Source organism: Streptomyces sp. MspMP-M5, from assembly GCF_000373585.1.
Taxonomy (GTDB): Bacteria; Actinomycetota; Actinomycetes; order Streptomycetales; family Streptomycetaceae; genus Streptomyces.
This window is the reverse complement of sequence record NZ_KB891902.1, coordinates 1-24165: the sequence shown is the minus strand read 5'-3', so window position 1 is coordinate 24165 and position 24165 is coordinate 1. Positions and strand designations below refer to the sequence as shown.

Sequence of the window (24165 nt, the reverse complement as noted above, 5' to 3'; positions counted from 1 at the left end):
TTGGAACACTCCCATGGCTCAGCCGGCAACAGTCGTCCCACGAGTTCCCGACATGACGCACAACGTGCCGTACCACACGAGATGACGTCCTAGGCTGACCGCATGACTGACGTACGTCTTTCCGCACTCGAAGTCGCAATGGTGCAGTCCGGTGCCCCGGCCGTGAAGACCCTGCGCGACACCGCCGCGTTCGCACAGGGGCTGGAACGGCTGGGCTACCACCGGATCTGGTACGCCGAACATCACCACTCCCCCGCCATCGGCGCGTTTCCGCCCGTGGTGTTGATCGCGCACGCCGCCGCGTCCTCCTCGGTGATCCGTCTCGGTTCGGGCGGAGTGCTGGCCCCCAACCATGCACCCATCATGCTGGCGGAACAGTTCGGAACGCTGGCCGCCTTGCACCCGGACCGCATCGACATAGGTGTCGGTCGTGGCCCAGGCACGTTCGACGAGGCCATCGCACGGGCGCTGCGCCGCGGAGCCGGCCCGACGACTGATGCCGAGTACCGCGCCGATGTGGCCGCGATCCTCTCCTTCCTGGTGGACGAAGTCTCACTCGGCCCGCTGCCGGAGCCCTGGCTGCTGTCCTCCAGTACCGCGGGTGCCGCCCTCGCCGCGGAACTCGGCCTCCCGATCGCCCTCGCCCACCACATCCGGCCGGAGAACACCCAGGCAGCAGTGGAACGCTACCGGACCGCCTTCACCCCGTCCCGGTGGTGCGAGCAGCCCCGGGTGCTGGTCTGCGTGGAGACGGTGTGCGCCGAGACCGACGAGGAAGCCGCCTGGCGCGCCGGACCGATGAACGTCGTCAAGGCCGGGCTGCTGAAGGGCGTCAGCGATATCCCCTTCCCCACGCCCGAGGAAGCGGCCAACCACCCCTTCACGGCACAGGAGCGAGCGGCACTGGCCGGTTTCCGTGCACAGCAGGCCCACGGATCACCCAAGGCAGTCGCGGACCGACTGGCACAGCTGGCCAACGACACCGGAGCAGACGAACTGATGCTCACCACTCCGGTCTACGACCTCCATGACCGCCTTCGCTCCTACGAGCTGATCAAGGAGCACTCCAACGGAATGACTGCACGGTAGGCACGCTTCGACGCCACGCCATGCCGCGCCATGGAAGGGAACGGCGTTGCCGATGCCACGCCATGGGCGGCGTCGCCGATGTGGAGCTGGCTGGCCACCAAGCGACGCCCACGCGTCCCGATCCAGAACGAACCGGATCGGGACGCGTGCGAAACGTGTTGTCCCAGTCACTGGTGCCGGACCGGCGGGCAGTAGCCGGTCGTCTCGCCGCTCGTGGCGCCCTGGGTGGTTTGGCCGCGGAAGCGGGTGCCTGACGGGCACTGACGGGGGGGGTGGTGGCTGGGGGATCGGGCGGTCATGCGATGCTCCGCTGGTGATCGGTTAGCGTCTGTCACTGGACCGACGGATCCCGACACGGGGGTGTGACAGGTGAGCGACGACATTTCTCTGGCCGAACGCTTCGAGGCGGAGCGGCCGGGACTGCGGGCGGTGGCGTACCGGATGCTGGGGTCGCTGGCCGAGGCGGAGGACGCCGTCCAGGAGACCTGGCTCAAGCTCGGCCGCACCGACGTGAGCGAGGTGAAGAACCTGGGTGCCTGGCTCACCACGGTCGCCGGCCGGGTTTGCCTGGACATGCTGCGTTCGCGTACCTCCCGGCGGGAGGATCCGCTGCCCGAGCAGGAGGAGGCGGTCCGGCTGCCGGACCCGGTGGTCACCCAGCTCGGGCACGTCGATCCCGAGCAGGAGGTCCTGGTCGCGGACGCGGTGGGCATCGCGCTGATGGTCGTGCTGGAGACCCTCTCCCCCGCTGAGCGGCTGGCCTTTGTGCTGCACGACATGTTCGATGTGCCCTTCGACGACATCGCTCCCGTCCTCGGCCGTACCACGGTCTCCACCCGGCAGCTCGCCAGCCGCGCTCGCCGCCGGGTCCAGGGCGCCGCCCCGGCGGCCGACACGGACAACGCCCGCAAGCGCGACGTCGTGAACGCCTTTCTGACCGCCTCCCGTGGCGGCGACTTCGAGGCGCTCTTGGCCGTTCTCGACCCGGAGGTGGTCGCGCGGTCCGACGGCGGTACGCGCATCCCGAGCGTCCTGCGGCGTGGTGCGGCCGATGTGGCGTCGCAGGCGATCACCTTCGCCCGCTTCGCGGCGGACGCGCGTCCGGTGCTGGTCAACGGCACTCCCGGTGTGGTCGCGTTCGCCGAGGGACGGCCGATGTCGGTCATGTCGTTCACCATCCGGGACGGTCGCATCACCGGACTCGACATCCTCACCGATCCCGACCGCCTGTCCACGCTGGGCCTCAGCGCCTGAACTCCTCAATAGGTGGCCACCCGGAGAGGCGGTCCGGACGTCACCCAGGCCGAGTGCCGCCCGGCCGAGTACGTCCAGGCACATGCGCTCCGCCTGCCGGTCCAGCCCGCGCGCGGTCTCGATCACCTCCGCGACCGCCGCGCGGGCCTCGGCATACTTCCCCAGCCGCACCAGAGCCTGGCCGAGACCGCTGCCCCCGCACGCGGGCGGGGCGGCCTCGCGAGGTGGCAGCAGTGCGGTCGCCTGGCGCAGAAGACCGACAGCGGCCAGCCTGGCGATCGCCGGTGCGGGCTCGGCACTCGATATCGCCCCTCCCCTCTCCTCGCCGCATGCACGTCGCCGCAGTCGCCGGTCAGTTGGTCAGCCAGGGGCGGGTGAGGTTCTGGACGGCCGAGCCGTCGAGGTCGGCGAGCTTGGTGCTGACCACCTCGCGGGCGCGTTCGGAGGTCTGGATGCGGAAGGCCGGGCGGTCGCCGGTCAGGGCCTCGACGATCGGGGCGGCGGCCGCTGCCTGGGACTGGGCGGTGACGAAGACGTTCTGGATGCGGTCGAAGTACGCCTCGAGGGCGGGGGCGTAGGGCCCGGCCTCGGCGATCATGGCGGGGCGGTCCAGGCTCATGCTGGTGACGAACTCGCAGGCCACGGCGGCGGGTTCGACCACGGCGACATCGACGCCGACGGCGGCGGCGACGGGCGCGAGGGACTCCATGAAGCCCTCGACGGCGAACTTGGCCGCGCAGTAGGGCTCGTTGAAGGGCTGGCCGACGATGCCGCCGACGCTGGTGACGGTGATCACCCGGCCCTGGGAGGCGCGCAGGTGCGGCAGGGCGGCGCGGGTGAGGGCCACCACGCCGAAGAAGTTGACCTCCATGGCGGTGCGGAAGTCGTCGAGCTCGATGAGTTCCGCGGTGCCGACCTGGCCGGCGCCGGCGTTGTTGACCAGTGCGTCCAGGCGGCCGTGTTCGGCGATCACCTCGTCCAGGCAGGTGGCGATGGTCTCGGCGTCGACCACGTCCAGGCGATTGACCTGGATGCGGTCGGCGACACCCTGGTCGGCGGCGGCCTTGAGCAGGGCCTCGGCCTTGGCGGTGTCGCGCATGGTGGCGATGGTCGTCCAGCCGGCCCGGGCGGCGCCGAGGGCGGTGGCCAGGCCGATGCCGGAGGAGGTGCCGGTGATCAGGACGGGCTGATCTGGGCCTGCACCACCCTCACCGCACAGGCCGACGCCGCCCTGACCCGCACGCACGACCTGCCGCTGACGTGGTTCGAGGTCATGCTCTGGCTCCACACCCAGGACGAACCGATGGCCGCCTCCGACCTCGGGGCCAAGGCGCTGCTCAGCCGCAGCCAGGTCTCCCGCGTCATCGACTCGCTCCAGGCGCGCGGACTGGTCGAGCGCACCCCCTCCCCCCACGACGCCCGCTCCGTGCAGATCACCCTCACCCCGGCCGGCCGCACCGCCTTCGCCGAAGCCAACGCCACCCGCCGCGCCGCCCTGGCTGAGGTCTTCGACGATCTCCTCGACGACGAGGACATCACCGCCCTCCAAACCGTCTGGAACAAGCTCAAGCGCGACGCAGCCTGCTGACACGACGCTTGCGTTCACCCGCCACCCCGAGGCCAAGCGCTACGACCCGACGCCAAGTGCTACGAACTGCGTCCCCGAGGCTCAGCCCCCGTCCACCGAAACGACGTGGGCGGGAGGTTGCCGGTGCCTGGCAAAGGCCCCGACAGCAGGCGTCAGCCCAGGTTCTTGCCGTAGAGCTGGGTGCGGGAGGAGATGCCGAGTTTGGGGAAGAGTTTGTAGAGGTGGTAGCCGACAGTGCGGGGGCTGAGGAAGAGGCGGGCGGCGATGTCGCGGTTGCTCATGCCCTGGGCGGCCAGGCCGGCTATCTGGAGTTCCCGTGAGGTGAGGCGGGCGGTTTCGGCGGTGGCTGCGGGGTCCGGCTGATCGGGGGCGCGGTCACCGGCGGCGCGCAGTTCGTGGCGGGCCAGGTCGGTCCAGGGGCGGGCGCCGAGCGTGCGGAGATAGGTCTCGGCCTGGTGGAGGTGTTCCCGCGCCTGCTTGATACGGCGGTTGCGGCGCAGCCACTCGCCGTAGAGGAGGTGCGTGCGGCCGGTGTCGAAGGTCGAGGGGTGGGTGGCGTCCAGGGCCTGGTTGTACAGGTCGTCGGCGTCCTGACGGGGCGCGAGGAGGGCTCGGCACCTGAGCCACATGGGGCGCAGGTGCGGGAGGTGGTCGGGGTTGGCCTGGTGCTCGAAGCGTTGCAGGGCTGCCTGGGCCTGCGTCTGTTCGCCGGCGCGTACCAACGCTTCGACGAGGTCCGGGAGTACGAGCCAGCCGACCATGAAGTGCTCGGCGGGTCCGCCGGGGGAGGTGACCTCGCCCAGGAGCCGGGCGGCGCGGTCCGGGTGGCCCTCGGCCAGGGCGTGCAGTCCCAGGGCCCACTGCGCCAGGCCGATGGCGGAGGTGATGCGGCGCGGTACCGACAGGGCCAGGGACTCCTCGGCCAGGGCGCGGCAGCGGTCACCCTCGCCCTGGGCGGCGGCGGCCCAGGCGAGCATGGCCCGCAGGTGACTGGCGGCGCCGAGCTGGCCGGTGTCGTCGGCGAGGGCGATGGCCTCGATGGCGTGCGGGATCGCCGCGGGCCACTGGCCAGTGATGAGTTGCAGCGCCACCAGCGGGGCGAGGGACATCGGGAGCGCACCCACGGCGCCGACCTTGCGCAACTCGTCGACGGCGCGCTGGTGGGCGTGCAGCATCTCCTCGGTCGTCCCGGTCAGATACGGCAGGAACACCGGCGGCCAGATCCAGGGCCTGGGGTGCGTGGGGGAGAGCCAAGCCATGCGGGCGACCGGGACTTCCGGGGGGCGCGGGGGCGCTGTCGGGTGGACTGTCGGGTGGGTGCCGGGGGCGAGGCTGCCCAGGTAGTGGAAGTGGCGGGAGAACTGGTCGGTGATGGCCGCCGCCCGGTCGGTGGTGGGGGCGGGGCCGACCGCGGTGCCGGTGGTGGCGATGTCGCCCTGGGCGGCCGCTCGGGAGTGCAGGCGGGCGAGGAGGTCGGCGATCTCCGTCAGATGCGCGGGGGCGCCGGCCACCCAGGCCGAGCGGGCGGCCATCACCAGTAGTTCGCCTGCCAGTTCCGCGTCCGTCTCCCCCACCAGGCGGGCGCCGTCCAGCAGCATCTGGCAGGCCAGGGCTGGGTCGCTGCTGGCGTGGGTGATGGCGCCGCGCACCCGGGCGGCGCGGGCCCGCAGCGCCGGGTCGTCGGTCAGCGACTCGGCGCGGTCCAGGAGGGCTTCGGCGTGGGCGGTCTTGGCCGCCGTCCATGCGCACTCGGCCGCGTCCACCAGCCACCGGGCCCGTCGGCGGGAGTCCGAGGCCAGCGCGGCGGCGCGGCACAGCGCCTGGGCGGCGGTGGTCACGCCGCCGGTGCGGCGGCTGCGTTCGGCGAGCGCGGCCAGCAGCTCGGCCACGGTGTCGTCGGTGCCGACCGCGGCCGCCGCCGCATGCCAGACATACCGGTCGTTCTGGCGTCCGACGGCCTCGGCCAGGGCCAGGTGGGCGGCGCGCCGGTCGTTGAGGGAGGCGCCCTGGTAGAGCGCGGAGCGGACCAGGGGGTGCCGGAAGCGGACGTGCTGCTGGTCCAGGTGGAGCAGTCCCTGGGACGAGGCCGCGGACAGCACGTCCATGGCCGCCTCGGCGTCGCCGGCGGCACCGAGCACGGTGGCCAGGTCCCCCTCGGCCTCCGCCGCGGCGAGCAGCAGTACGCGGTGGTGGTCGGCCGGCAGACGGAGCGCGCGGTGCCGGAAGATCTGGTGCAGCCGTTCACTGAGCGGCAGATGGTCGGGCAGCGGAGCGGTGCCGTCCAGGTGCTCGGGGCGCAGCGTGGAGGGCAGTTCCATCAGGGCCAGGGGGTTGCCGCCGGCCTCGCGCAACAGCCGTTCGCGGACGGTCGGTGCGGACTGCGGCAGATGGCAGGCCAACAGGTCCGACGCGGCGGACGCCGACAGCGGCCCGACGCGCAGGTGCTGCAGACCAGGTGCGGGGAAGGGCCGTGAGTGGTCGCGGACCGCGAAGACCAGGGCCACGCTCTCCCGCTCCATCCGCCGGGCCACGAACATCAGCGCGTCCGCCGTCGCGGAGTCCAGCCAGTGGGCGTCGTCGACGATCAGCAGCAGCGGGATGTCCTCGGAGGCGTCGGAGAGCAGGGTCAGTACGGCCAGTGCCACCAGGAACGGGTCGGCGAAGGCGGTGGCCATCCCGAACGCCCCGCGCAGGGCAGCGGCTTGAGGCTCGGGAAGGCGTGCCACATACCGCATCAGGGGCCTCAGCAGTTGATGCAGTGCGGCGAACGGGAGCTCCACCTCGCCCTCCACGCCGACCGCCCGCAGCACCCGCACGTCCGGTTCGGCCCGCTGCACCATGTCCGCAAGGAGCGCGCTCTTGCCGATCCCGGCGGGCCCGCGCAGCACCAAGGTGTTGCTGCTGCCGTTGCGTGCGTCGTCGAGGAGCCTGCCCAGCTCGTCCCGCTCCGGCTCTCTCCCGACCAGCATCCGGCGGTGTCCCTTCTCCTTGAGTGTTCCTCATGCGTATGACGGGTGTGTATAGCGGCAGGTTGCATCCGCCGATCGCATTCAGCCGCTGGTCACGGCAGTTTTCCGGGCAGCCGTTGCGGATGGCGGCCCAGTCGGGGGCAGGTCGGGTGACGGATGCCTGCGGAACGCTCGTTCGCACAGACTGACGAAACGTAAGGACCGGAACAGACGGGGCGGTCCGCGGGCGCCCCGCCCGGGACAAGCGAGGAGCAGCCATGCAGTTAGGAGTGCCCGACCTTCCTGGCGTCTGCCGCGAGAAGTGGAAGTCGGCGGCAGGATACTTCTCCGACGCGCGGGCTCAGTGTCCCCGCATGGAATCGACCGGATCTGTGTCCGCTCGCGGAATCGGCCGGATGTGTAGCGGTGAAGATGCGCGTGCGCTGTCCCATCGACTAGTGCGGCGCCTGCCGCCCGAGCCACTGTCCGAGCCTACTGTCCTTTCTCGGCGCGGTCGCGGCCCGCGCCACGGAGCGGTTAGGGCTGGTGATCGGCCGCGCCCTGGGCGCCTTCCACCATCCTGGGCAACTCGCCGCCGAGGCCGCCTTGGTGAACGACGGCGCGATGCGCTCAGCGGACCATCGCTCGACCCGGCTACACGGATGCGGCCGCTGAGGGGCGGAAATCGGGCGACTACCGCGGCTACGGCGACTTTGGCCGGAATTCGGTGGGTGTCGCCCCTGCCCACGGCCGGGTTCGGCCGCGGTGGCGGTGGCGGAGGATCTGCTGATCGAGGTGCCGGCACACCAGCGGCCCTCAGTACGGCAGTTGATCGGCACACTGCTGGAGCGCGACCTCGCCCGCGACACCGGCTCCGATCCCCCGCACACCCTCGATGACGAGGAGGCCGAACGGTACGCCGCGCAGGTCCAGTTCATCGATTGCTTCACCGACTCGGCCGAGCGCCGCTTCCAGGTCCAGGGCCTGGCGGTGACGGACGCGGTGTGGATCTGGCCGGTCCGGACGCCGGCGACGGACGCGCCGGACGGGGACGGGGGCGGGTGGTGACGCGCAGCGGGATGGTGACGGGGGCGGGGCGGTGACCGGAAGCGGGACGGCGACGGGGACGCGCCGTGGCAGCGGCCGCTGGCCAGCGGTCCACGGAGGAGGAGAGGCAACCATGCGAATTTCGGGAGGTATCAGGTGACGGCGGAGACAGCTCCCTGGGTGGCGCACGACCTGATCGCGGAGCCCGGGCTCGGGGCCGCCGTGCAGGACGTACTGGCCCCCGCCGTGGAGCGTCTGACGACGGCCGGCGCCACGTACCGCTTCGTCTTCCAGACGGTCAAGTCCGGCGGCCGGCTGCGCGCCTGGTTCCACCTCGCCGACCCCGGGGCGCAGGAAGCCGTACGGTACGAACTGGACCGCCGACTGACCGCCTGCGGACAGGAGCGGCTCACCCCGCCACCCGACCGGCGACGTCCGCCGGTGCTGCTCGACGGGACGCCCTGGGTCGTGCGATGGCAGGAGGAGCACCTGGCGGCCGCCAGCGAACTGGCCCTGCGGATGCTGCTCCAAGGGCTGGACGAGGCCGACCGCGACACCGAGGTGCTCTCGTTCCTGCTCGCCAACCGCACCCGCGACTTGCGCCGCCCGCCCGAGCTGCGCGCCCGGTCCGAGGCCCTGGTCGCCGCCGACGGCCTGGAGGAGGTGCTGAGTTCGGCGGAGTTGACCGCGGAGTTCGCGGCCGGGCGGCGGGACTTCGTCGCCCTGCTGCGGGGCATATGGACGCTGCCGAAGGGGTGGGACGGGGCCACGCTGGGCCCGTACCAGGGCGGGCCGTGCGCGCCGGGGCCGCATGAGGAGGACTTCTGGGCGCTGGGGGCCTGGATGACCGCCACCCAACCCCTGCTGGCCAGGCTGGCCGGCGCGGTCGGAGCCTCCCGGGCACCGGCCTGCACAGTCTCGGAGGTCCATCTGCGGCGACTTCGACTCCTCGACGACTACACAGCACTGATGGGCAACCGACTGGGCGTGTCTGGCGGTCGCCATCGGATGCTGCTGGCCCTGGCGGCGGCCTCGGTCCGGGCGCTGGTCCCGGCCCCGAGGGAGGGAGGCCCTCGTCGATGAACCCGTGCACACGGCGGTCGAGACGCCGGCCCCACCCCAGCCCCAACCCCAACCACAACCGCCGGTGACACACCCTGCTCCCGCCCAGGCATGCCCGCCCCTCCCCAGCCCCGCTGAACCGCCGAAGGACAGCCCCATGCCCGCGCCCGCACGCCCCCGTCCCCGCAACCGCCCCCGAGGAGGCAGGGCACACCCCGCGATCCGCGTTCGCGGACTGACCAAGCACTACCCCTCCGTCACCGCCCTGGACGGTATCGACCTGGACGTCCACTCCGGGGAGATCGTCGCCCTCCTCGGCCCGAACGGCGCCGGCAAGACCACCACGATGGAGATCCTGGAGGGGCACCGCCGTCCGGACAGCGGCGAGGTCCGCGTCCTGGGCGTCGATCCCCGGCACGCCACTCCTGCCTGGCGCAACCGCATCGGCATCGTCCTCCAGGGAGCCGCCGACTTCGGCACCCTGACCGTGCGCCAGGTCGTCGACCTCTTCGGCGTCTACTACGCCGATCCCATGCCTGTCGAGGAGGCCCTGGGCCTGGCCGAGCTCATGGAGGAGGCGGACCATCGGCTGAACACGCTCTCCGGTGGCAAGCGCCGCCGCCTGGAGATCGCCCTGGGCATCATCGGCCGCCCCCAACTCCTCTTTCTCGACGAGCCCACCACCGGCTTCGCCCCCGAAGTGCGCCGCCGCTTCTGGTCCCTGATCCGGACCCTGCGCGATCAAGGCACCACAATCCTGCTGACCACGCACCACCTGGACGAGGCCGAACACCTCGCCGATCGGGTCGCGGTGATCAACAAGGGTCGGATGGTCGCCGTCGACACCCCGGCGCGACTGGGCGGCCGCCGGACCAGCGCGGCCGAGGTCCGCTGGCGCGCCCCCGACGGACCACGCACCGTCCGCACCCACACCCCCACCGCACTCGTACGCAAACTGACCACCGAATTCCGCGGCGAAGTCCCCGAACTCACCGTCACACGCCTGACATTGGAGGACATCTACCTGGACATGATCGGACAGCGCGCATGACCGCGAACCGCCGCGCACCGGCCCGCCCCCGCCCAGCACACCCGCCCTCGGCGGCGACCGCACAGGCACCAGAGTGCTGACCATGACACCCGCAGTACGCAACTACGTGACGACGCAACTCCGCGCTCTCCGGGCCCATCTGAGATCATGGACCGATGGGAACGGGCACCGAGCACGCGCGGCTGTGGACCGCGGTCGGCAGTCCACGGGTGGAGTTGCTGGCCGCCCGTTTCGAGCGCTTCGCCTTCGACCGGCACAGTCACGAGCAGCTGTCGGTCGGCGTCATCGAACAGGGCGCGGAGGGGCTGCACATGCCAGGCGGCAAGGTGGTCGTGCCGGCCGGGCAGTTGGTGATCCTCAATCCCGGGCAGGTGCATACGGGTTACGCCGCCGGGGGCGAGGGCTGGCGGTACCGCATGTTCTATTTCGACACGGCCCTGGTCGAAGAGCTGGCCCGCGCCCACACCGGCAGCGCAACTGTCTGGTTTCCACAGACAGCCGTGCAGGACGCCGCGCTGTTCGCCCGGCTGCGTCGCGTCCACCGCGTACAGGAGCAGGCAGAAGACCCTCTCACCGCCGAGTCGCTCCTCCTGGAAGGGCTGGGTGCGGTGCTCCGCCGACATGCCCGCACCGGCCGGACGTTCGCCTCCGACGCTCCTGGGAGCGCGCGCAGCGGCCCTGACCTGGCCAGGCAGCTCCTGCACGACCGATGGACGGAACCCATCACCGTGGCCGAACTCAGCACGGCCGCAGGCATGCCGAGGGCCTCACTCATCACGGCGTTCCGCCAGAGGTACGGACTGCCACCGCATGCCTATCTGCTGCGGCTGCGGGCCAATCGCGCGCGCCGTCTCCTGCTGTCCGGACAGCGCCCGGCCGAGGTAGCGGCGGCCACCGGCTTCGCCGATCAGGCACACCTGACACGGGTGTGCAAGCGCTATTTCGGAGTGACGCCCGGGGCCATCCGTCCCTAGAACCAGATCCCGTCCGACGGAATCCGGCTCCCATGCCCCGTCTCTCATCTCCCCCTCCCCCCGCGACTTTTGTTCAAGACCGCCGTCGGCCGCTCGGCGATGCTGTGCCTTGCCCGTATGGCGCGTATAGCGCGTATAGCGCGTATAGCAGGAAGCGAAAGGCGGCTGGAGCGATGTGGACGATAGCGGTGTCCCCACTTGTCCTGGTGTTGGGGGTGATCACCTGGCTCCGTAAGCCCGCGCACTGGGCGGCACTGGCGGGTGCCGTGTTGGCGGCGCTGCTGATCTGGTGGTTGCCGGACTTTGCGCTGTCGGGCAAGGCGGCGGCCGAAGGCGCCGGCGGCGCCGCTCTGCTGGTGCTCAACGCCGCGGCGGTGATGCTGCCTGGCGTCTACCTCAGCCAGGTGCTGACCCGCCACGGCATTCACCGGTCGATGCAGGAGTGGGTCCGCGAGCTTCCGCTGCCCGGTCCTGCGAAGGCCGCACTCGTGGTGGTCGGCATCGCCCCCACCGTGGAAGCGCTCACCGGTTTCGGGGTGTCGTTGCTGGTCACCGTGCCGGTGTTGCTGGCCCTCGGGCCGGCCGCAACCGCGCTGCGACAGGCAATGCTCGGCATGAACATCATGCCGTGGGGCACCCTCGGCCTTGCCACCGTCGTGGCCGCCACCCTCTCGGATACGGATACGACCACGCTCGGCTCCGCCACCGCGATCACCAGCAGCCTGGTCTTCCCGCTGGTCGCGGTGTGGGCGGCGCTCTTGGCGCGCCCGCGGCGCCGACTGCGGGCGGTACTGGTGGCCGCGGGTGCGGGTGGCGCACTGGCGTGGGGACTGCTGGCGCTCAACCAGGCGGGTCTGGTGCAACCGGCGGGCGTGCTGGCCGGGTTGTGCACCACCACGGTCGGACTGGTGCTGTGCGCGGTCCGACGGACCGGCGCCGACACGGAAGGTCGGCAAAGCGGCGGCCGACTGCTGCCGCCAGGCACCGTAGTGCGGGCCTACGGCCTCGTCCTGGGCGGAATCGTCGTCCTCCGGGCCATGGCGACGGTGGGCGTTCCTCCTCTTGAACTACACGTGGGGCGGACCGGTTTCGCGCTGCTGTCCTCGCCGTGTCTGCCGCTGCTGGCTGCCGCGGTGCTGCTTGACCGCGGACGGCTGCACGGCCCGGACGTCCGCGCCGCGTTGACGCGAGTCGGCCGACCACTGCTCGCGCTGGCCGGGTTTGTGGCGCTGGGGCGCCTGATGGTGGACAGCGGCATGATCCGCGAACTGGGCACGGCGGTTGCCGGGGCGCCGCCGCTGGTCATCGCACTGGCCGCACCCGCGCTCGGCATGCTCAGCGGCTTTCTGACCGGTTCGAACGTCGGTGGCAATGCGCTGATGATGCCGCTCCAGCAGAGCCTGGCTCCGCACGGCGACGGGCTCGGTACGTGGTTCGCGGCGTTGCAGAACAGCGCGGCGGGGCACACCGTCTTCACCTCGCTGCCCATGATCATGCTGATCCTGGCAGTGGCCGGCGACCGCGCGAAGACCGCCGGAGTAGTGGAGCACGGTCTGCTGCGCTTCGGCCTGCGCGTGGCGGCCGCCGTGTACGGCGCCTTGACGGTGCCGGCCGTCGCCGTGACCCTCTTCACACAAACCGCCTGAGAAGCCGGTGACTTCACGCCTCTCACCACTACACCACGCAAAGCAGACCAAGGAGACGCCATCATGCAGAACGAACTCGGCACCGTGGCCGGCCTGTGGCGCTACCCGGTCAAGTCGATGCTCGGCCAGGCAGTAGCCTCAGCCGAGGTGACCGAACGCGGCCTGGCAGGAGACCGGTCACTGGCCATCGTCGATCAGGACTCCGGGAAGATCGCCAGCGCGAAGAGCCCACGCCTGTGGCGGAACCTGCTGCAGTGCACCGCCATGCTCGAACGGGACCGCACCCGTATCGCCTTACCCGACGGCACCTTGCTCCGGAGCGACGACCCCGACATCGACGACGCGCTCTCCGCCTACCTCGGCCGGACCGTCACCCTGACCGACACCGCTCCGTCCAGGGGCACGCTCGACCGATCCGTACCCGAGCAGGTGCTGCGCGACGGCCTCGACGCCGAAGTACAGGCGGACATCGTCGATCTCGGCGCACTGGCACCCGCCGGAACCTTCTTCGACTTCGCCCCCGTACACCTGATCAGCACCTCGACCCTGAACCAGGTAGCCGCCCTCAGCCCCCGCAAAAGCATCGAGGCGGTGCGCTATCGCCCCAACATCGTGATCACCACCGACGGCCTCGGCTTCCCCGAACATGCCTGGATGGGCGGAGAACTGAGCATCGGCGAGCACCTCGTCCTCCGCATCGTCGCCTCCACGCCCCGCTGTGCCGTGCCAACCCTTGCGCACGGCCCACTCCCCCAGGACAAGGCCGCCCTGCGCACCCTCGCCGAACACCACCGAATCGTCGCCATGCCCGGCCGCCGCCCCGAACCGTGTGCCGGCGTCTACGCCCAGGTCGTCCGCCCCGGCCGCGTGACACCAGGCGACACCGTCCGCTTATCGACCGAGCTTGTCACCACCACCGGCCTGGTGACTGCTGGACCGTCAGGCCGCAGCTTCGGACTGTCGGAGTAACGTCGAACGACTGACGGCAACAGCACACGAGGAGTCGCATGCCCACCTGTCCGACCATCAGCGGAGAGCTGACAGACCTCGTCCCCACATCCGAGGGCGACTTGACCCTGCTCGCGAGCTGGTTCGCGGACCCGGACTTCGTCGAGCACTGGGGCGGGGTGCCGCTGTCGCGTGCCGAAGTCGCAGCCAAGTACGTGGGGCGACGCCGACCGCAGGTCGAGTCCTTCCTCATCCACGCGCACGGCGTGCCGGTGGGCTATGCACAGTACTGGCATGGCGGCCCTGACGAAGGAGGAATCGACATGGCTCTGACCACCGGGGCACAGGGCCGCGGACTGGGACCGGACGCGACCCGCGCCCTCATCTCCCATCTGTGCGGCACCCTCGGTTGGCAGCGGATAACGGTCGACCCACTTGCGACGAACACCCGGGCCATACGCGCATGGCAGAAGGCCGGCTTCCACCACGTGTCACATGCCGGCGCATCCCTTCTGATGGAGTACCGACCTGCACCATGACCTAGCCTGGCCCGCCCCTGCCACCTGCCACCTGCCACCTGCCACCTGCCACCTGCCACCCACAACACACCACCCCCCTCCTCCCCCACCGGCCGTTGCCGCAGACCGTTCAGCTCTTGAAGGTCTCCTTGAGCCAGGTGAAGATGATCGGCATCACTTCGGACAGTCTGGTGACGGCGCAGTGGCCGGTGTCGGGGTGGAGTTCGACGCGGGTGTCGCGGCGGCCCTGGAAGGCCAGGGTGTCGTGCTGCGGCACATGGACGTCGTCCGCCCCGTTGATGACGAGCATGGGGGCGTTGGCGTCCCGGTCGAGCAGGGGCCGCAGGTCGAAGCCGGAGAAGTGGGCCGACATCTGCTCAGGCGCGGGGAGTTCGTCGAGGCCGAGGGCGTTGCCGACGATGCCTTCCATGCCGAAGGCGAAGGAGCGTCCGGGGGTGAAGGCTTCTTCGACGTTAGGGTTATGGGGAGAGGGTGAGGCGAGTGAGCGACGGCGAGATCCGGCGCAGACCAGGTGGCCGGGCAGCACGCGTACGGAAGGCGGTGCTGGACGCCGCGGTGGAGGCTCTGACGGAAGGCGGCACGGCTCGGTTCAGCTTCGCCGACGTCGCCAAACGGGCCGGGGTGAACGAGACCTCCCTCTACCGCCGTTGGCGCACTCGCGAGAACCTCCTGGTCGACGCCGCACTCGCCGCCAGCGACCAGCACATCCCCGTACCGGACACCGGGTCCGTGCGTGAGGATCTGCAGACCTTCGCCACCCTGGTGGCGCACTACCTCAACGACCCACTCGGCTCCGCGCTCGCCCGCGTCACGTTGATGGCGGTGGACGATCCCGAACTGGCCGAGGCGCGCGAACGATTCTGGCGGTCCCGGATCGAGCTGGCCACGGTGATGATCGAACGCGGCATCGCCCGGGGCGAGCTCCGTCCAGGCACCGACCCACGCCTGGCACTCGAAGCACTGATCGCCCCCCTTGCACAGCCGAGCACTCCTGACGCAGGAACCTCTCAGCGACGAACTCCCCCGCGTGCTCGCCGACTTGGTCGTCGACGGCCTGACGACAGCCACGAACGGATAGAGGCCTCATAGAGAGACCTGACAGCGGCCGGGCGGAGACCGAAGAGTGGCCGTACGGGCGCGAAGGGACAGTGAACCACCTGGGTTCCCGATCCGCCGATCTCCTTGACGGCACCGCCATCACACAGCAGGGTCAGCGGGACTCTCCTCACCGCAGCGGGCACTGATCAGCTCGGTTCTCGACGCGAATCTACGTTTCTCAACAGTCGACATCACGCACATCGACAGCTCGGGTACATACACCGAGGCACGGAAACCAGAGAAGTTCACCCCAAGGCCGATTGGCTTCAACTCCCCTATTTCCACTAGAATTCGTGTCGCACCAAACAGGAAAGGGGCGGCAGAATGACCGTGAAGGAAACCATCCAGGTTGACGAATCCCAGAAGGGCGAGCCGGGCGTTCAGGAGGTAATTACTCCTATTCCGGTCGGCAATCAGATCGTCAAGAAGGCGACTTACTGGCGCTCGATTCTCCAGGATGACCTCAACCCCGAGGTCACGGACGGCGTCACCACGGTCAAGTTCGCCGTGCCTGCGATGGTCGACGAGGAGTACGAGACCGGGGAGACGAACGAAGACGGCACCAAGGAGATCGGCATCCGTCAGGTTCTCGACCTCAAGTGGTACGAGGCCGACCTTGGCGCCGAGAATCTGGTCAAGCTCCAGGAATCGGTCAAGTCCTTCGTAGGTATCGCGCGTGAGTCCGAGGCTCCTGCGGCGAAGCCGGCACGCAAGAAGCGCGCTGCCAAGTAGCGCGGAACGCCCCCTCCGACGAGGGGGCGTTTCCAGTTCCGACCATGACGACGTGACAGAACGGGCAGGGGCGGTTGTCTGGCGGCGATGGTCGGCTGATGAGCCGGAGCGCACGGCGATGACCAGCAGCGCCGGACAGGCGTACGCGGGCTGACCCACCGGAGATCGCCAGGACGCGCGCCGGACGGCGCCGCCGGTCGGGGCAGTTCTGTCGAGGATTGTCGTAGCCATGCGCAGAAGTCTTCGGCACGTTCGGGGCCTCTTACGCCGCAGCCGGCCTTTGCAAGGAATTTCTCACCGGACGCGGGGGAACTCTTTACCGACTGATTCCACCTTCAATCCGCGCGGCGCGATTCATTACCCGAGTCGGGGGCCAGCGGAGCCAGGGATGCGTTCTCGGCGGGTCTGTCCGATGGGCCGGGCCCTACTGCGGCGGCCCGCGATACCGAACGGGCCTGCGGCCCCGGAGCGCCCACAGACACGCAAGCCCGCGCGGGGAGGCCGACCCCCGCAGGCATACAGGAGTCCACCGGCTCAGCCCACCGGCAGTGCTTCGGGTGCCCAGTTCGACAGCAGTCGCAGGGCCGTCTCCGACGGTGTCCCTTCGTCCACGGTGTGGGCGATCAGTGCCTGGTCCGGGTCGTCGGGCAGTCGCAACGTCTCGAATCCCAGGTCCAGTTCTCCCACCACGGGGTGACGGTAGACATACCGCCCGTGGGTCTTGTCCTTGAGCCGGTGTTCGGCCCATGCCTCGCGGAACTCCGGGCTGGCGGCGGTGAGTTCGTCCAGCAGCTCGGCAGTCCGCGGGTCGTCCGGGTGGCGGCCGGCGTCCAGGCGGAGGTACGCCGCCACATCGGATGCCTTGCCGCGCCAGTCGGCGTACAGGCTGCGCATGCCCTCGTCCAGGAACACCAGGCGGGCCAGGTTGCGCTGGCGGGGCGGCAGGGCGCCGAAATCGGTGATCAGCGCAGCGGCGAGGCGGTTCCAGGCCAGCACGTCGGTGTCCCGGCCGACGATGTACGCCGGGACGTCGGGCGTCGAGTCCAGCAGCCGGAGCAGACCCGGCCGTACCCGCTGCACCCGCCCCTGCTCCTGGTCGGCCGCACCGTCCGCGCCGCCCGCCTCCGGCCACGGCCGTGCCAGGCGGTAGAGGTGCGCGCGCTCCACGGCATCCAGGCGCAGCGCCCGGGCGACGGCGTCCAGTACCGCTTCCGAGAAGTGCAGGGTGCGGCCCTGCTCCAGCCGTACGTAGTGATCGACGCTCACTCCGGCCAGTTGCGCCAGTTCCTCCCGCCGCAGTCCGGGAACCCTGCGGCGTCCGCCGTATGCCGGCAATCCCAGTTCCTCCGGCCGCAGGCGGGCCCGGCGGGAGCGGAGGAACTCACCCAGTTCTGCACGTCGATCCAATGCCATGCCGGAAGTATCGCCCCTGTCGGTGCTCGGTGTCGCCCGCTCAGCCTGGTCATGCCGTGCCCAGGCACCGCCTGCCGCTCCCTTCCTCTCCACCGGTCGAGCAGAGTGGTGTCCACCGACGGAAGCCGACCCGGACCACCGACGACGCCCTCGGCACCCCTCGCACGTACACCCAAGACTCGCACCCCACGCGCATATCCAACACGCATACCAACTCCCGGACAGGAAAGACCTGTTATGACCAGCCTCCCCACTCGCCCGCTGGGCACCACCGGCATGGACATCAGCACCGTCGGCTTCGGCTCCTGGGCCGTCTCCGGTACCGGCTGGCGCTTCGGCTGGGGCGCCACCGACGACGAGGAATCCGTCGCCGCCATCCGCCACGCCCTCACCTCCGGCGTCAACTGGATCGACACCGCCGCCGTCTACGGCCTGGGCCACTCCGAGACACTGGTCGGCAAGGCCATCGCCGACCTGCCCCAGTCCGAACGCCCCTACGTCTTCACCAAGGTCGGCATGGTCTGGGACCCCACCGCCCCCAGGCACCGCCGCGTCGCACCATGAAGCCCGCCAGTGTCCGCCGTGAGGTCGAGGACTCGCTGCGGCGGCTGAACGTCGAGCACCTCGACCTCTACCAGGTGCACTGGCCGGACACCGGGGGATCGCAGGAGCAGGTCGGCGACGGCTCCGGCGCCGTCTCTCCCGACGCCACGCCGCTGGCGGTGTACTGGCAGGTCATGGCCGACCTCAAGGCCGAAGGCAAGGTCCGTGCGATCGGCCTGTCCAACCACTCCCGCGAGCAGCTGGCGGCCGCCGAGGAGATCGCGCACGTGGACGTCATCCAACCGCCGTTCTCCGCCGTCAACCGCTCCGCCGCCCCCGAAATAGCCTGGGCCCACGCCCACGACACCGGCGTCATCGTCTACTCACCACTCCAGTCCGGCCTGCTCACCGGCACCTTCTCCGCCGAGCGCGTGGCCCATCTGCCCGCCGACGACTGGCGCGCCGTTCACCCCGACTTCACCACCGGCCTGGCCGCCAACCTCCAGCTGGCCGAGGCCCTGCGCCCCATCGCGGCACGCCACGGCGCCACCGTCGCCGAGATCGCCATTGCCTGGGCGCTGGCCTGGCCCGGCCTCACCGGCACCATCGTCGGCGCCCGCCAACCGGCCCAGGTCGACGGATGGATCAACGCCGGCACCCTCCAGCTCACCTCGGCCGACATGGACGAAGTGGCCGGCGCCATCACCACCTCCGGCGCCATCACCGCCTCCGGCGCCGGCACCGGCCCGGCCCGCCCCTGACATCCCCACCATCCCCACGCACCACTGGAGGAATGCCTGCCATGTCACTGACCGTCGTCGCCGAATGCCTGGCCGCCCCCGGACACGAGGACCGGCTCCGCACCGCCCTGGAAGCCATGATCGAACCGTCGTTGGACGAGCCGGGTTGCCTGGCCTACCACCCCTATGCGGACCCCAACGAACCGGCCCGCATGGTGATCGTCGAGGAGTGGACCGATGCGCAGGCCCTTGACGCCCACTTCGCCACCGCGCATTTCCACCACGTCCGCCGGGTCCTGGACCTCGTCCTCGCGGAACCGATGACCGTACGGAAACTGGTGGCCGCGCCCGGCACCTGAGGCAGCGACCGAGAGACTGGCGATCCGGCCGGCCGGGGTGGCGCCCGCATCCCCCATCTTCTGCATCCCTGCAATCCCTTTTGCGTTTCCTTCCGTATACGCAATTGATGGATGGATTCACCGGGGACCAGGAGGAAGGGGCAAGCATGGGAGTCTTGGACAACCTGGCTCCCGCGCTGGGCCGTGACCGTCGTGACCACACGACGCGAGGCCGGCGCAGGGACCACGACGAACGCGACCACGATCGTCGTCGACGCCACGACCGGGACCACGACCGCGACGATCGCCACGGCCACGGCCGGGACCGTGGAGAGGGTTACTGAACCTTCGCCGTTTCTGTTCAGCGGCCGGGCTTTCCGCCCGGCCGCATCGGTCGGTCGGTGAGGCTAAATGAGCCGTCTGAGGTGGGCCGTTCGGCGGTTGCTGTCCGTCGCGGAGGATCCCGATGATGCGGCCGGAATCGTCGAGGCCGCCCCGCCGGTGCCACTGCGCGAGATCTTCCGGCGCTTCTGGCCCTATACGCGCGGCGGTCGTCGCTGGTTGGCGGTGATTCTGGTCTTCGTCGTGCTGGGGCCGGTCGTCGACGCCGCCGAGGTCTGGCTCTTCAAAATCGTCATCGACGACATGCTGATCCCGCGCAATCTGCACCTTTTCCTGCCGATTGCGCTTGCCTATGTCGGCTTCACCTTCCTTGCCGGAATGCTCGCCTTCGCCGACGACGTGACCTCCACCTGGGTCAGCGAGCGCTTTCTGCTGGCGCTGCGGTCGGCTCTCTTCCGTCACGTCGAAGGGCTGTCCCTCGGATTCTTCGAGCGGCGGCGGCTCGGCGATCTGCTCTCCCGCGTGACCGGGGACGTCGACGCGGTGGAGACATTTCTGCTCTCCGGGATCGTGAACGCCCTCGCACAGGTCATGCGCCTGGGCGTCTTCCTCGGTGTGCTGTTCTATCTTCGCTGGGACCTGACGGTCCTCGCCCTCGTCATCGCTCCGCCGTTCTGGTACATCGCCCGGCGCTTTTCCCGGCGGGTGAAGGCCGCGTCGCGGGAGCGGCGGCGCCGCACCGGCTCGATCAGCGCGATCACCGAAGAGGCCCTGGGCAATATCGCCCTGGTGCAGGCGTACAACCGGCAGCGATGGGAGCAGGACAGATTCGAGCGGGAGAACCTCGGCAGGTTCCGGGCCGCCATGGCGTCCGCGCGGATCGGTGCTGTATACGCCACGATCGTCGACGTCATCGAACTGGTCGGCGCGCTGCTGGTGATGGGCCTGGGCATCTGGGAGCTGGCCCAGGGCCGTCTCACCCTGGGCGGCCTGATGGTCTTCCTGACCCTGCTGAGCCGGCTCTACGGCCCCATCCGCGGCATCTCCGGCCTCAGCAACACCTTCTACTCGGCGTCCGCGTCCGCAGAGCGGATCATCGAGCTGCTCGACCAACGGCCGCAAGTCGTCCAGGCCACGGCGCCGCGGGCGCCCGTCCGTGCCCGCGGTGCGATCGACTTCGACGACGTCTCGTTCCGATACCCGGGGACCACGACGCAACCGGCCCTCTCCGGGGTCTCGTTCAGTGTGGCGCCCGGCGAGACCCTGGCGCTGGTGGGAGCGAGCGGCGCCGGCAAGTCGACCGTCGCCAAGCTGCTGCTGCGCTTCTACGACCCGGACCACGGCACCATCCGCCTGGACGGGCATGATCTTCGCGACCTGCGCCTGGACGACATCCGGAACACCATCGCGATCCTGCTCCAGGAGACCCTGGTCTTGCACGGCACGGTCCGCGACAACATCGCCTACGGCCGCCCGGACGCGAGCGACGACGCCATCGTCGCAGCGGCCGTCGCCGCCGACGCACACGAGTTCATCAGCCGGCTTCCGCAGGGCTACGACACGGTGGTGGGCCAGCGCGGCCGGCTGCTCTCCGGCGGGCAGCGGCAGCGCCTCGCCATCGCCCGCGCCATGATCCGCGACGCGCCGCTCCTCATCCTCGACGAGCCGACCACCGGCCTCGACGCGGAATCCGGCCGGCACATCCTGCAACCACTGCGTCTGCTGATGCGCGGACGCACCACGATCCTGATCTCCCACAACCTCCTCACCGTCCGCGACGCCACCCGGATCGTGCTGCTCGAACACGGCCGGGTCACCGACCACGGCACGCACGAGGAACTGCTCGGCCGCAGCGCGGTCTATGCGCGGCTCTACCGGCTGCACGGCGCGGACGACGACACCCGCGGGTCGCACGGGTCGGTCCACGGCACACGCCGGTGGCCTGGAACGGGCGACGCACCGATGGCCGAGGTGCTGCCATGAGCCGGATCCAGGCCCCTGAGCCGGCACCGCTGGCGGCCGGCGCGACGGTGGCCCCGCGCTACGAGGTTCTCGCGCACCTGTGCCGCACCGGCTGGCTGGACCTCTACGACGCCTGGAGCCAGGAGCGGGAGTGCCGATGCGTGGTGAAGGTACTGCGCCCGGATCGGCGAGGCGACCGGTGCCTGCGCGCGCAACTGCTGTGCGAGGGCCGCTGGCTCCAGTCGTTCACCCACCCACACCTGGTCCGAGGCTACGAGACGGGTGAGCACCCCCAACCGTTCGCAGTGTTGGAGACGCTCACCGGAGAGACCCTGGCGCACCTCATCGACCGCCGCCGGCACCGCCTGGCCGCCCACGACCTGGCCCTTCTCGGCCTGCAGCTCTGCTCGGCGGTGCACTATCTGCACGGAAAGGGCCTGCTGCACCTGGACCTGAAGCCCTCCAACATCGTGATCGACTGCCGGCGCGCAAAGCTGCTCGACCTGAGCATCGCCCGCCCACCGGGGCCCGCTCCGCCAGGCATCGGCACCATCGGCTACCTCGCTCCCGAGCAGGCGCGCGGCGGGATACTCGGCCCCGCGACGGATGTCTGGGGGATCGGCAGCACCCTGTACGAGGCGGCCACCGGGCGCGCCCCCATGCCGGTCCTGCCCGTCACCACCCACCGGCGCCTGCCGCACGCCCTCGCCGCAGTCATCGACGGCTGCCTGGCCACCGACCCGGCCGATCGACCGCGTCTGCCCCAACTCGCTGCAGCATTGGACGAGTTGACGCTTCACGGCCGCCGGAGCACCGCGACGGCCGCCTGAAGCCCAACGACCTGCCAGTCACCGGCTGCACACCGTCGGTACACATTCGCCGGCAACAGTCAGGACTCGGCCAGAATGGTGGTGTGGTCTTCCGTAACCGCCAGGCAATCCCCTGGCCGGGGCGGACCGTACGTAGGAGTATGCAGAGTTTGCGGCTCCCGGTCGGACGCATCCCGGACGAGGCGCTGCTGGCCGGCCTGGCCACCGGCGACCCCGAGCTCGCCGTCACGTTCGTACGCCGATTCCAGCACACGGTCTTCGGCGTGGCCCTCGCGGTCACCCGTGATCAGCAGCTCGCCGAGGACATCGCGCAGCAGACGTTCGAGCGGGCCTGGCAGCACGCGCAGGTCTACGACTCCCGCCGCGGATCGGTGACGGCCTGGTTGACGACCATCGCGCACAACCTCGCCATCGACGCCGTCCGCTCCCGCAGGCCGGAGCCGGTGGCCCCCGAGGACCTCGACGCACTCCTGGGCGCGGTGACGAGCACCCCCGAGCAGCAGGCCCTCGCGGACGAGGCGTCCTCCGCGCTGCGGGCCGCGGTCGCGCGACTGCCGGGTGAACAGGGCCGCGCCCTGGTGATGGCCGGGATCTACGGGATGACGGCCCAGCAGGTCGCCGACTGGGAGCACATCCCACTGGGCACCGCCAAGACACGGATCAGAACCGCGATGGGAAAGCTACGGACCGCACTCACCTCACCCGATTCCGCACCTCCGCACCCCACGTCTCCGGAGCGAGGCGGCCATGAATAAGGACCTGACCTGCGAACAGCTGCACGAGATCGGTGCCGAGCTGGCATTGGGCGTGCTCTCGGGACGGGCCCGGGCCGAGGCGACCGCCCATCTGGACAGCTGTGCCGACTGCCGGGAGAACATCGGGCAGCTCGCCCTCGTCGGCGACGGGCTGCTGGGCCTCCTGCCCGGTCGCGAGCCGCCGGCCGGTTTCGAGGCCCGGGTGGCACGGCGGCTGACCCAGGCCCGGGCTGCGCGCAACGGACGCGAGACCGCACGCGGTTTCGGGTCCCGGCGCGCCGGCATCCGCAGGGGCGTACGGCTACGGATCGCCTCCGCCGCCGCAGTACTGGCGCTCGGGTTCGGGTTCGGCGGCTGGGCCCTCGGTTCGGCCATCGAAGAGGTGGTGGCCGGGCCCGCACGGCCCGTTCAGACGGCCACGGGGATGCTGCAGGCGCCGCTCACCGGGGCCGGAGCGGGACACGGCCGCCCGGCCGGTGAGATCTACGCCCACACCGGGGCGGAGGGCTGGGTGTTCATGTCCGTCGATCTTGCCGATGCCGGGATTCCGTACAGCGGCAAGGTGACCTGCCTACTGGAGCGTACGGACGGCACAGCCGTCCGCCTCGGCACCTTCACCGTGCGCGACGGGGACGGCTACTGGGGCGGTCCGGCACCGGTGACCCCCTCCACGTTCTCCGGCGTCCGTCTCGCCTCGGCCGACGGCCGCGTGCTCGCCACCGCGCACTTCACGGTGCGCTGAACGGTGTGTGCTGAAGAGTGCGCTGAACGGTGTGTCCTGATCGGAATCTCGCCGCGCGGGTCAGCCTCCGAGGAGCAGCCGCTCCAGCGCCGCCCGGGCCCGGGCGTCGGACTCCGCGCGGGCGGCGATCGCCTCGGCCAGTTCCCGCACCCACTCGTCCAGGGGCGCCGGGCGCCGGGAGAGGATCACGCCCCGTACCTCCTTGCAGATCTCGCCGCTCGGCCGACCGCCGGAGAGGTTGAGCAGCAGGCGCTGCTCGCCGAGGGAGAGGTCCAGCCGGGCCACCTTGCCCTCCCGCCCGGCCAGCCGGTCGGCCATGGTGCGCTTGCGCTCGACCGCCACCGAACCCGGCGGCAGCGCGTCCGCCAGCGTCACGGTGAGCACCTGGGCGTAGACCTCCAGATCGGCGGCGTCCCGGCGCAGGGCGGCGGCGAGCCGCTCGACGGAGGCGGGGTCGTCGCCGGACGCGGGCAGTGCGGGATCGTGGGAGGTCATGTGCGTGGTGACCTTTCGTCTGAGTCTCG

General features: G+C 70.6%; 24 protein-coding genes. 19 read left to right on the top strand and 5 right to left on the bottom strand.

The window, feature by feature from the left end:
• The first annotated feature begins 102 nt into the window (after positions 1 to 102).
• Positions 103 to 1089 (top strand): LLM class flavin-dependent oxidoreductase, encoded by a 987-nt coding sequence (locus B073_RS0123250; RefSeq protein ID WP_037812450.1) that lies wholly within the window; start codon positions 103 to 105, stop codon positions 1087 to 1089.
• Positions 1090 to 1458: 369 nt separating this feature from the next.
• A complete protein-coding gene (locus tag B073_RS0123245) occupies positions 1459 to 2343 on the top strand; it encodes a sigma-70 family RNA polymerase sigma factor (RefSeq protein ID WP_018540480.1) in 885 nt (294 codons plus the stop codon).
• Between the two features lie 352 nt (positions 2344 to 2695).
• On the opposite strand, the gene B073_RS48065 is transcribed toward B073_RS0123245, so the two are convergent.
• The gene (locus B073_RS48065; RefSeq protein WP_026247646.1) at positions 2696 to 3562 is read right to left on the bottom strand and encodes an SDR family NAD(P)-dependent oxidoreductase; all 867 of its coding nucleotides are present in this window, start codon (positions 3560 to 3562) and stop codon (positions 2696 to 2698) included.
• Here B073_RS48065 and B073_RS48060 point away from each other — a divergent pair.
• A complete protein-coding gene (locus B073_RS48060) occupies positions 3530 to 3931 on the top strand; it encodes a MarR family winged helix-turn-helix transcriptional regulator (RefSeq protein ID WP_037812458.1) in 402 nt (133 codons plus the stop codon). The two genes, B073_RS48065 and B073_RS48060, sit on opposite strands and share 33 nt — an antisense overlap.
• Before the next feature lie 152 nt (positions 3932 to 4083).
• Here B073_RS48060 and B073_RS0123230 read toward each other — a convergent pair whose 3' ends face one another.
• Complete coding sequence (locus B073_RS0123230; RefSeq protein WP_018540477.1) at positions 4084 to 6900, bottom strand: helix-turn-helix transcriptional regulator; 2817 nt, start codon at positions 6898 to 6900, stop codon at positions 4084 to 4086.
• A gap of 744 nt (positions 6901 to 7644) precedes the next feature.
• On the opposite strand from B073_RS0123230, the gene B073_RS0123225 reads away from it, so the two are divergent.
• The 7 genes from B073_RS0123225 to B073_RS0123195 all read left to right on the top strand — a co-directional run bounded on the left by B073_RS0123225 (position 7645) and on the right by B073_RS0123195 (position 14146).
• Positions 7645 to 7947, top strand: coding sequence for a hypothetical protein (locus B073_RS0123225; RefSeq protein WP_018540476.1), 303 nt, complete (start codon positions 7645 to 7647; stop codon positions 7945 to 7947).
• Between the two features lie 135 nt (positions 7948 to 8082).
• Positions 8083 to 9009, top strand: a complete 927-nt coding sequence (locus tag B073_RS0123220) for a hypothetical protein (protein WP_158690187.1) — start codon at positions 8083 to 8085, stop codon at positions 9007 to 9009.
• Positions 9010 to 9145: 136 nt separating this feature from the next.
• Positions 9146 to 10039, top strand: coding sequence for an ABC transporter ATP-binding protein (locus tag B073_RS0123215; protein ID WP_018540474.1), 894 nt, complete (start codon positions 9146 to 9148; stop codon positions 10037 to 10039).
• Between the two features lie 155 nt (positions 10040 to 10194).
• Entirely contained in the window at positions 10195 to 11013 is an 819-nt protein-coding gene (locus tag B073_RS0123210) for an AraC family transcriptional regulator (protein WP_018540473.1), read from the top strand.
• Between the two features lie 188 nt (positions 11014 to 11201).
• On the top strand, positions 11202 to 12659 hold the full coding sequence (locus B073_RS0123205; protein WP_158690186.1) for an L-lactate permease: 1458 nt from the start codon (positions 11202 to 11204) through the stop codon (positions 12657 to 12659).
• A 63-nt stretch (positions 12660 to 12722) separates the two neighbouring features.
• Entirely contained in the window at positions 12723 to 13628 is a 906-nt protein-coding gene (locus B073_RS0123200) for an MOSC domain-containing protein (RefSeq protein ID WP_018540471.1), read from the top strand.
• A gap of 38 nt (positions 13629 to 13666) precedes the next feature.
• On the top strand, positions 13667 to 14146 hold the full coding sequence (locus tag B073_RS0123195) for a GNAT family N-acetyltransferase (protein ID WP_018540470.1): 480 nt from the start codon (positions 13667 to 13669) through the stop codon (positions 14144 to 14146).
• Between the two features lie 109 nt (positions 14147 to 14255).
• On the opposite strand, the gene B073_RS0123190 is transcribed toward B073_RS0123195, so the two are convergent.
• Positions 14256 to 14555, bottom strand: coding sequence for an alpha/beta fold hydrolase (locus tag B073_RS0123190; RefSeq protein WP_018540469.1), 300 nt, complete (start codon positions 14553 to 14555; stop codon positions 14256 to 14258).
• Between the two features lie 71 nt (positions 14556 to 14626).
• Here B073_RS0123190 and B073_RS40790 point away from each other — a divergent pair, with 71 nt between their 5' ends.
• Together B073_RS40790 and B073_RS0123180 are read left to right on the top strand one after the other, a co-directional pair.
• On the top strand, positions 14627 to 15235 hold the full coding sequence (locus tag B073_RS40790) for a TetR/AcrR family transcriptional regulator (RefSeq protein WP_234025141.1): 609 nt from the start codon (positions 14627 to 14629) through the stop codon (positions 15233 to 15235).
• Positions 15236 to 15568: 333 nt separating this feature from the next.
• On the top strand, positions 15569 to 15976 hold the full coding sequence (locus tag B073_RS0123180; protein WP_018540468.1) for a hypothetical protein: 408 nt from the start codon (positions 15569 to 15571) through the stop codon (positions 15974 to 15976).
• 534 nt (positions 15977 to 16510) lie between these two features.
• Here the strand turns inward: B073_RS0123180 and B073_RS0123175 are convergent.
• Positions 16511 to 17389 carry a helix-turn-helix transcriptional regulator gene (locus B073_RS0123175; protein ID WP_026247644.1) on the bottom strand — a complete coding sequence of 293 codons (879 nt, stop codon included), beginning with the start codon at positions 17387 to 17389 and terminating at the stop codon, positions 16511 to 16513.
• A gap of 237 nt (positions 17390 to 17626) precedes the next feature.
• Here B073_RS0123175 and B073_RS48825 point away from each other — a divergent pair, with 237 nt between their 5' ends.
• The 7 genes from B073_RS48825 to B073_RS0123140 all read left to right on the top strand — a co-directional run bounded on the left by B073_RS48825 (position 17627) and on the right by B073_RS0123140 (position 23641).
• Positions 17627 to 17953, top strand: coding sequence for an aldo/keto reductase (locus tag B073_RS48825; RefSeq protein ID WP_267881429.1), 327 nt, complete (start codon positions 17627 to 17629; stop codon positions 17951 to 17953).
• Positions 17950 to 18693 (top strand): aldo/keto reductase, encoded by a 744-nt coding sequence (locus B073_RS40785; protein ID WP_267881428.1) that lies wholly within the window; start codon positions 17950 to 17952, stop codon positions 18691 to 18693. Before B073_RS48825 ends, B073_RS40785 begins: the two co-directional genes overlap by 4 nt.
• 41 nt (positions 18694 to 18734) lie before the next feature.
• On the top strand, positions 18735 to 19031 hold the full coding sequence (locus B073_RS0123165; protein WP_018540466.1) for a putative quinol monooxygenase: 297 nt from the start codon (positions 18735 to 18737) through the stop codon (positions 19029 to 19031).
• 390 nt (positions 19032 to 19421) lie between these two features.
• The gene (locus B073_RS0123155; protein ID WP_037812447.1) at positions 19422 to 21335 is read left to right on the top strand and encodes an ABC transporter ATP-binding protein; all 1914 of its coding nucleotides are present in this window, start codon (positions 19422 to 19424) and stop codon (positions 21333 to 21335) included.
• Entirely contained in the window at positions 21332 to 22144 is an 813-nt protein-coding gene (locus B073_RS0123150) for a serine/threonine-protein kinase (protein ID WP_018540464.1), read from the top strand. Before B073_RS0123155 ends, B073_RS0123150 begins: the two co-directional genes overlap by 4 nt.
• Before the next feature lie 140 nt (positions 22145 to 22284).
• Positions 22285 to 22899 carry an RNA polymerase sigma factor gene (locus tag B073_RS0123145; RefSeq protein WP_037812445.1) on the top strand — a complete coding sequence of 205 codons (615 nt, stop codon included), beginning with the start codon at positions 22285 to 22287 and terminating at the stop codon, positions 22897 to 22899.
• Positions 22892 to 23641, top strand: a complete 750-nt coding sequence (locus B073_RS0123140; RefSeq protein ID WP_018540462.1) for an anti-sigma factor — start codon at positions 22892 to 22894, stop codon at positions 23639 to 23641. Before B073_RS0123145 ends, B073_RS0123140 begins: the two co-directional genes overlap by 8 nt.
• A gap of 60 nt (positions 23642 to 23701) precedes the next feature.
• Here the strand turns inward: B073_RS0123140 and B073_RS0123135 are convergent, their stop codons facing one another.
• Positions 23702 to 24136, bottom strand: a complete 435-nt coding sequence (locus B073_RS0123135; protein ID WP_018540461.1) for a hypothetical protein — start codon at positions 24134 to 24136, stop codon at positions 23702 to 23704.
• Between the last annotated feature and the right edge of the window lie 29 nt (positions 24137 to 24165).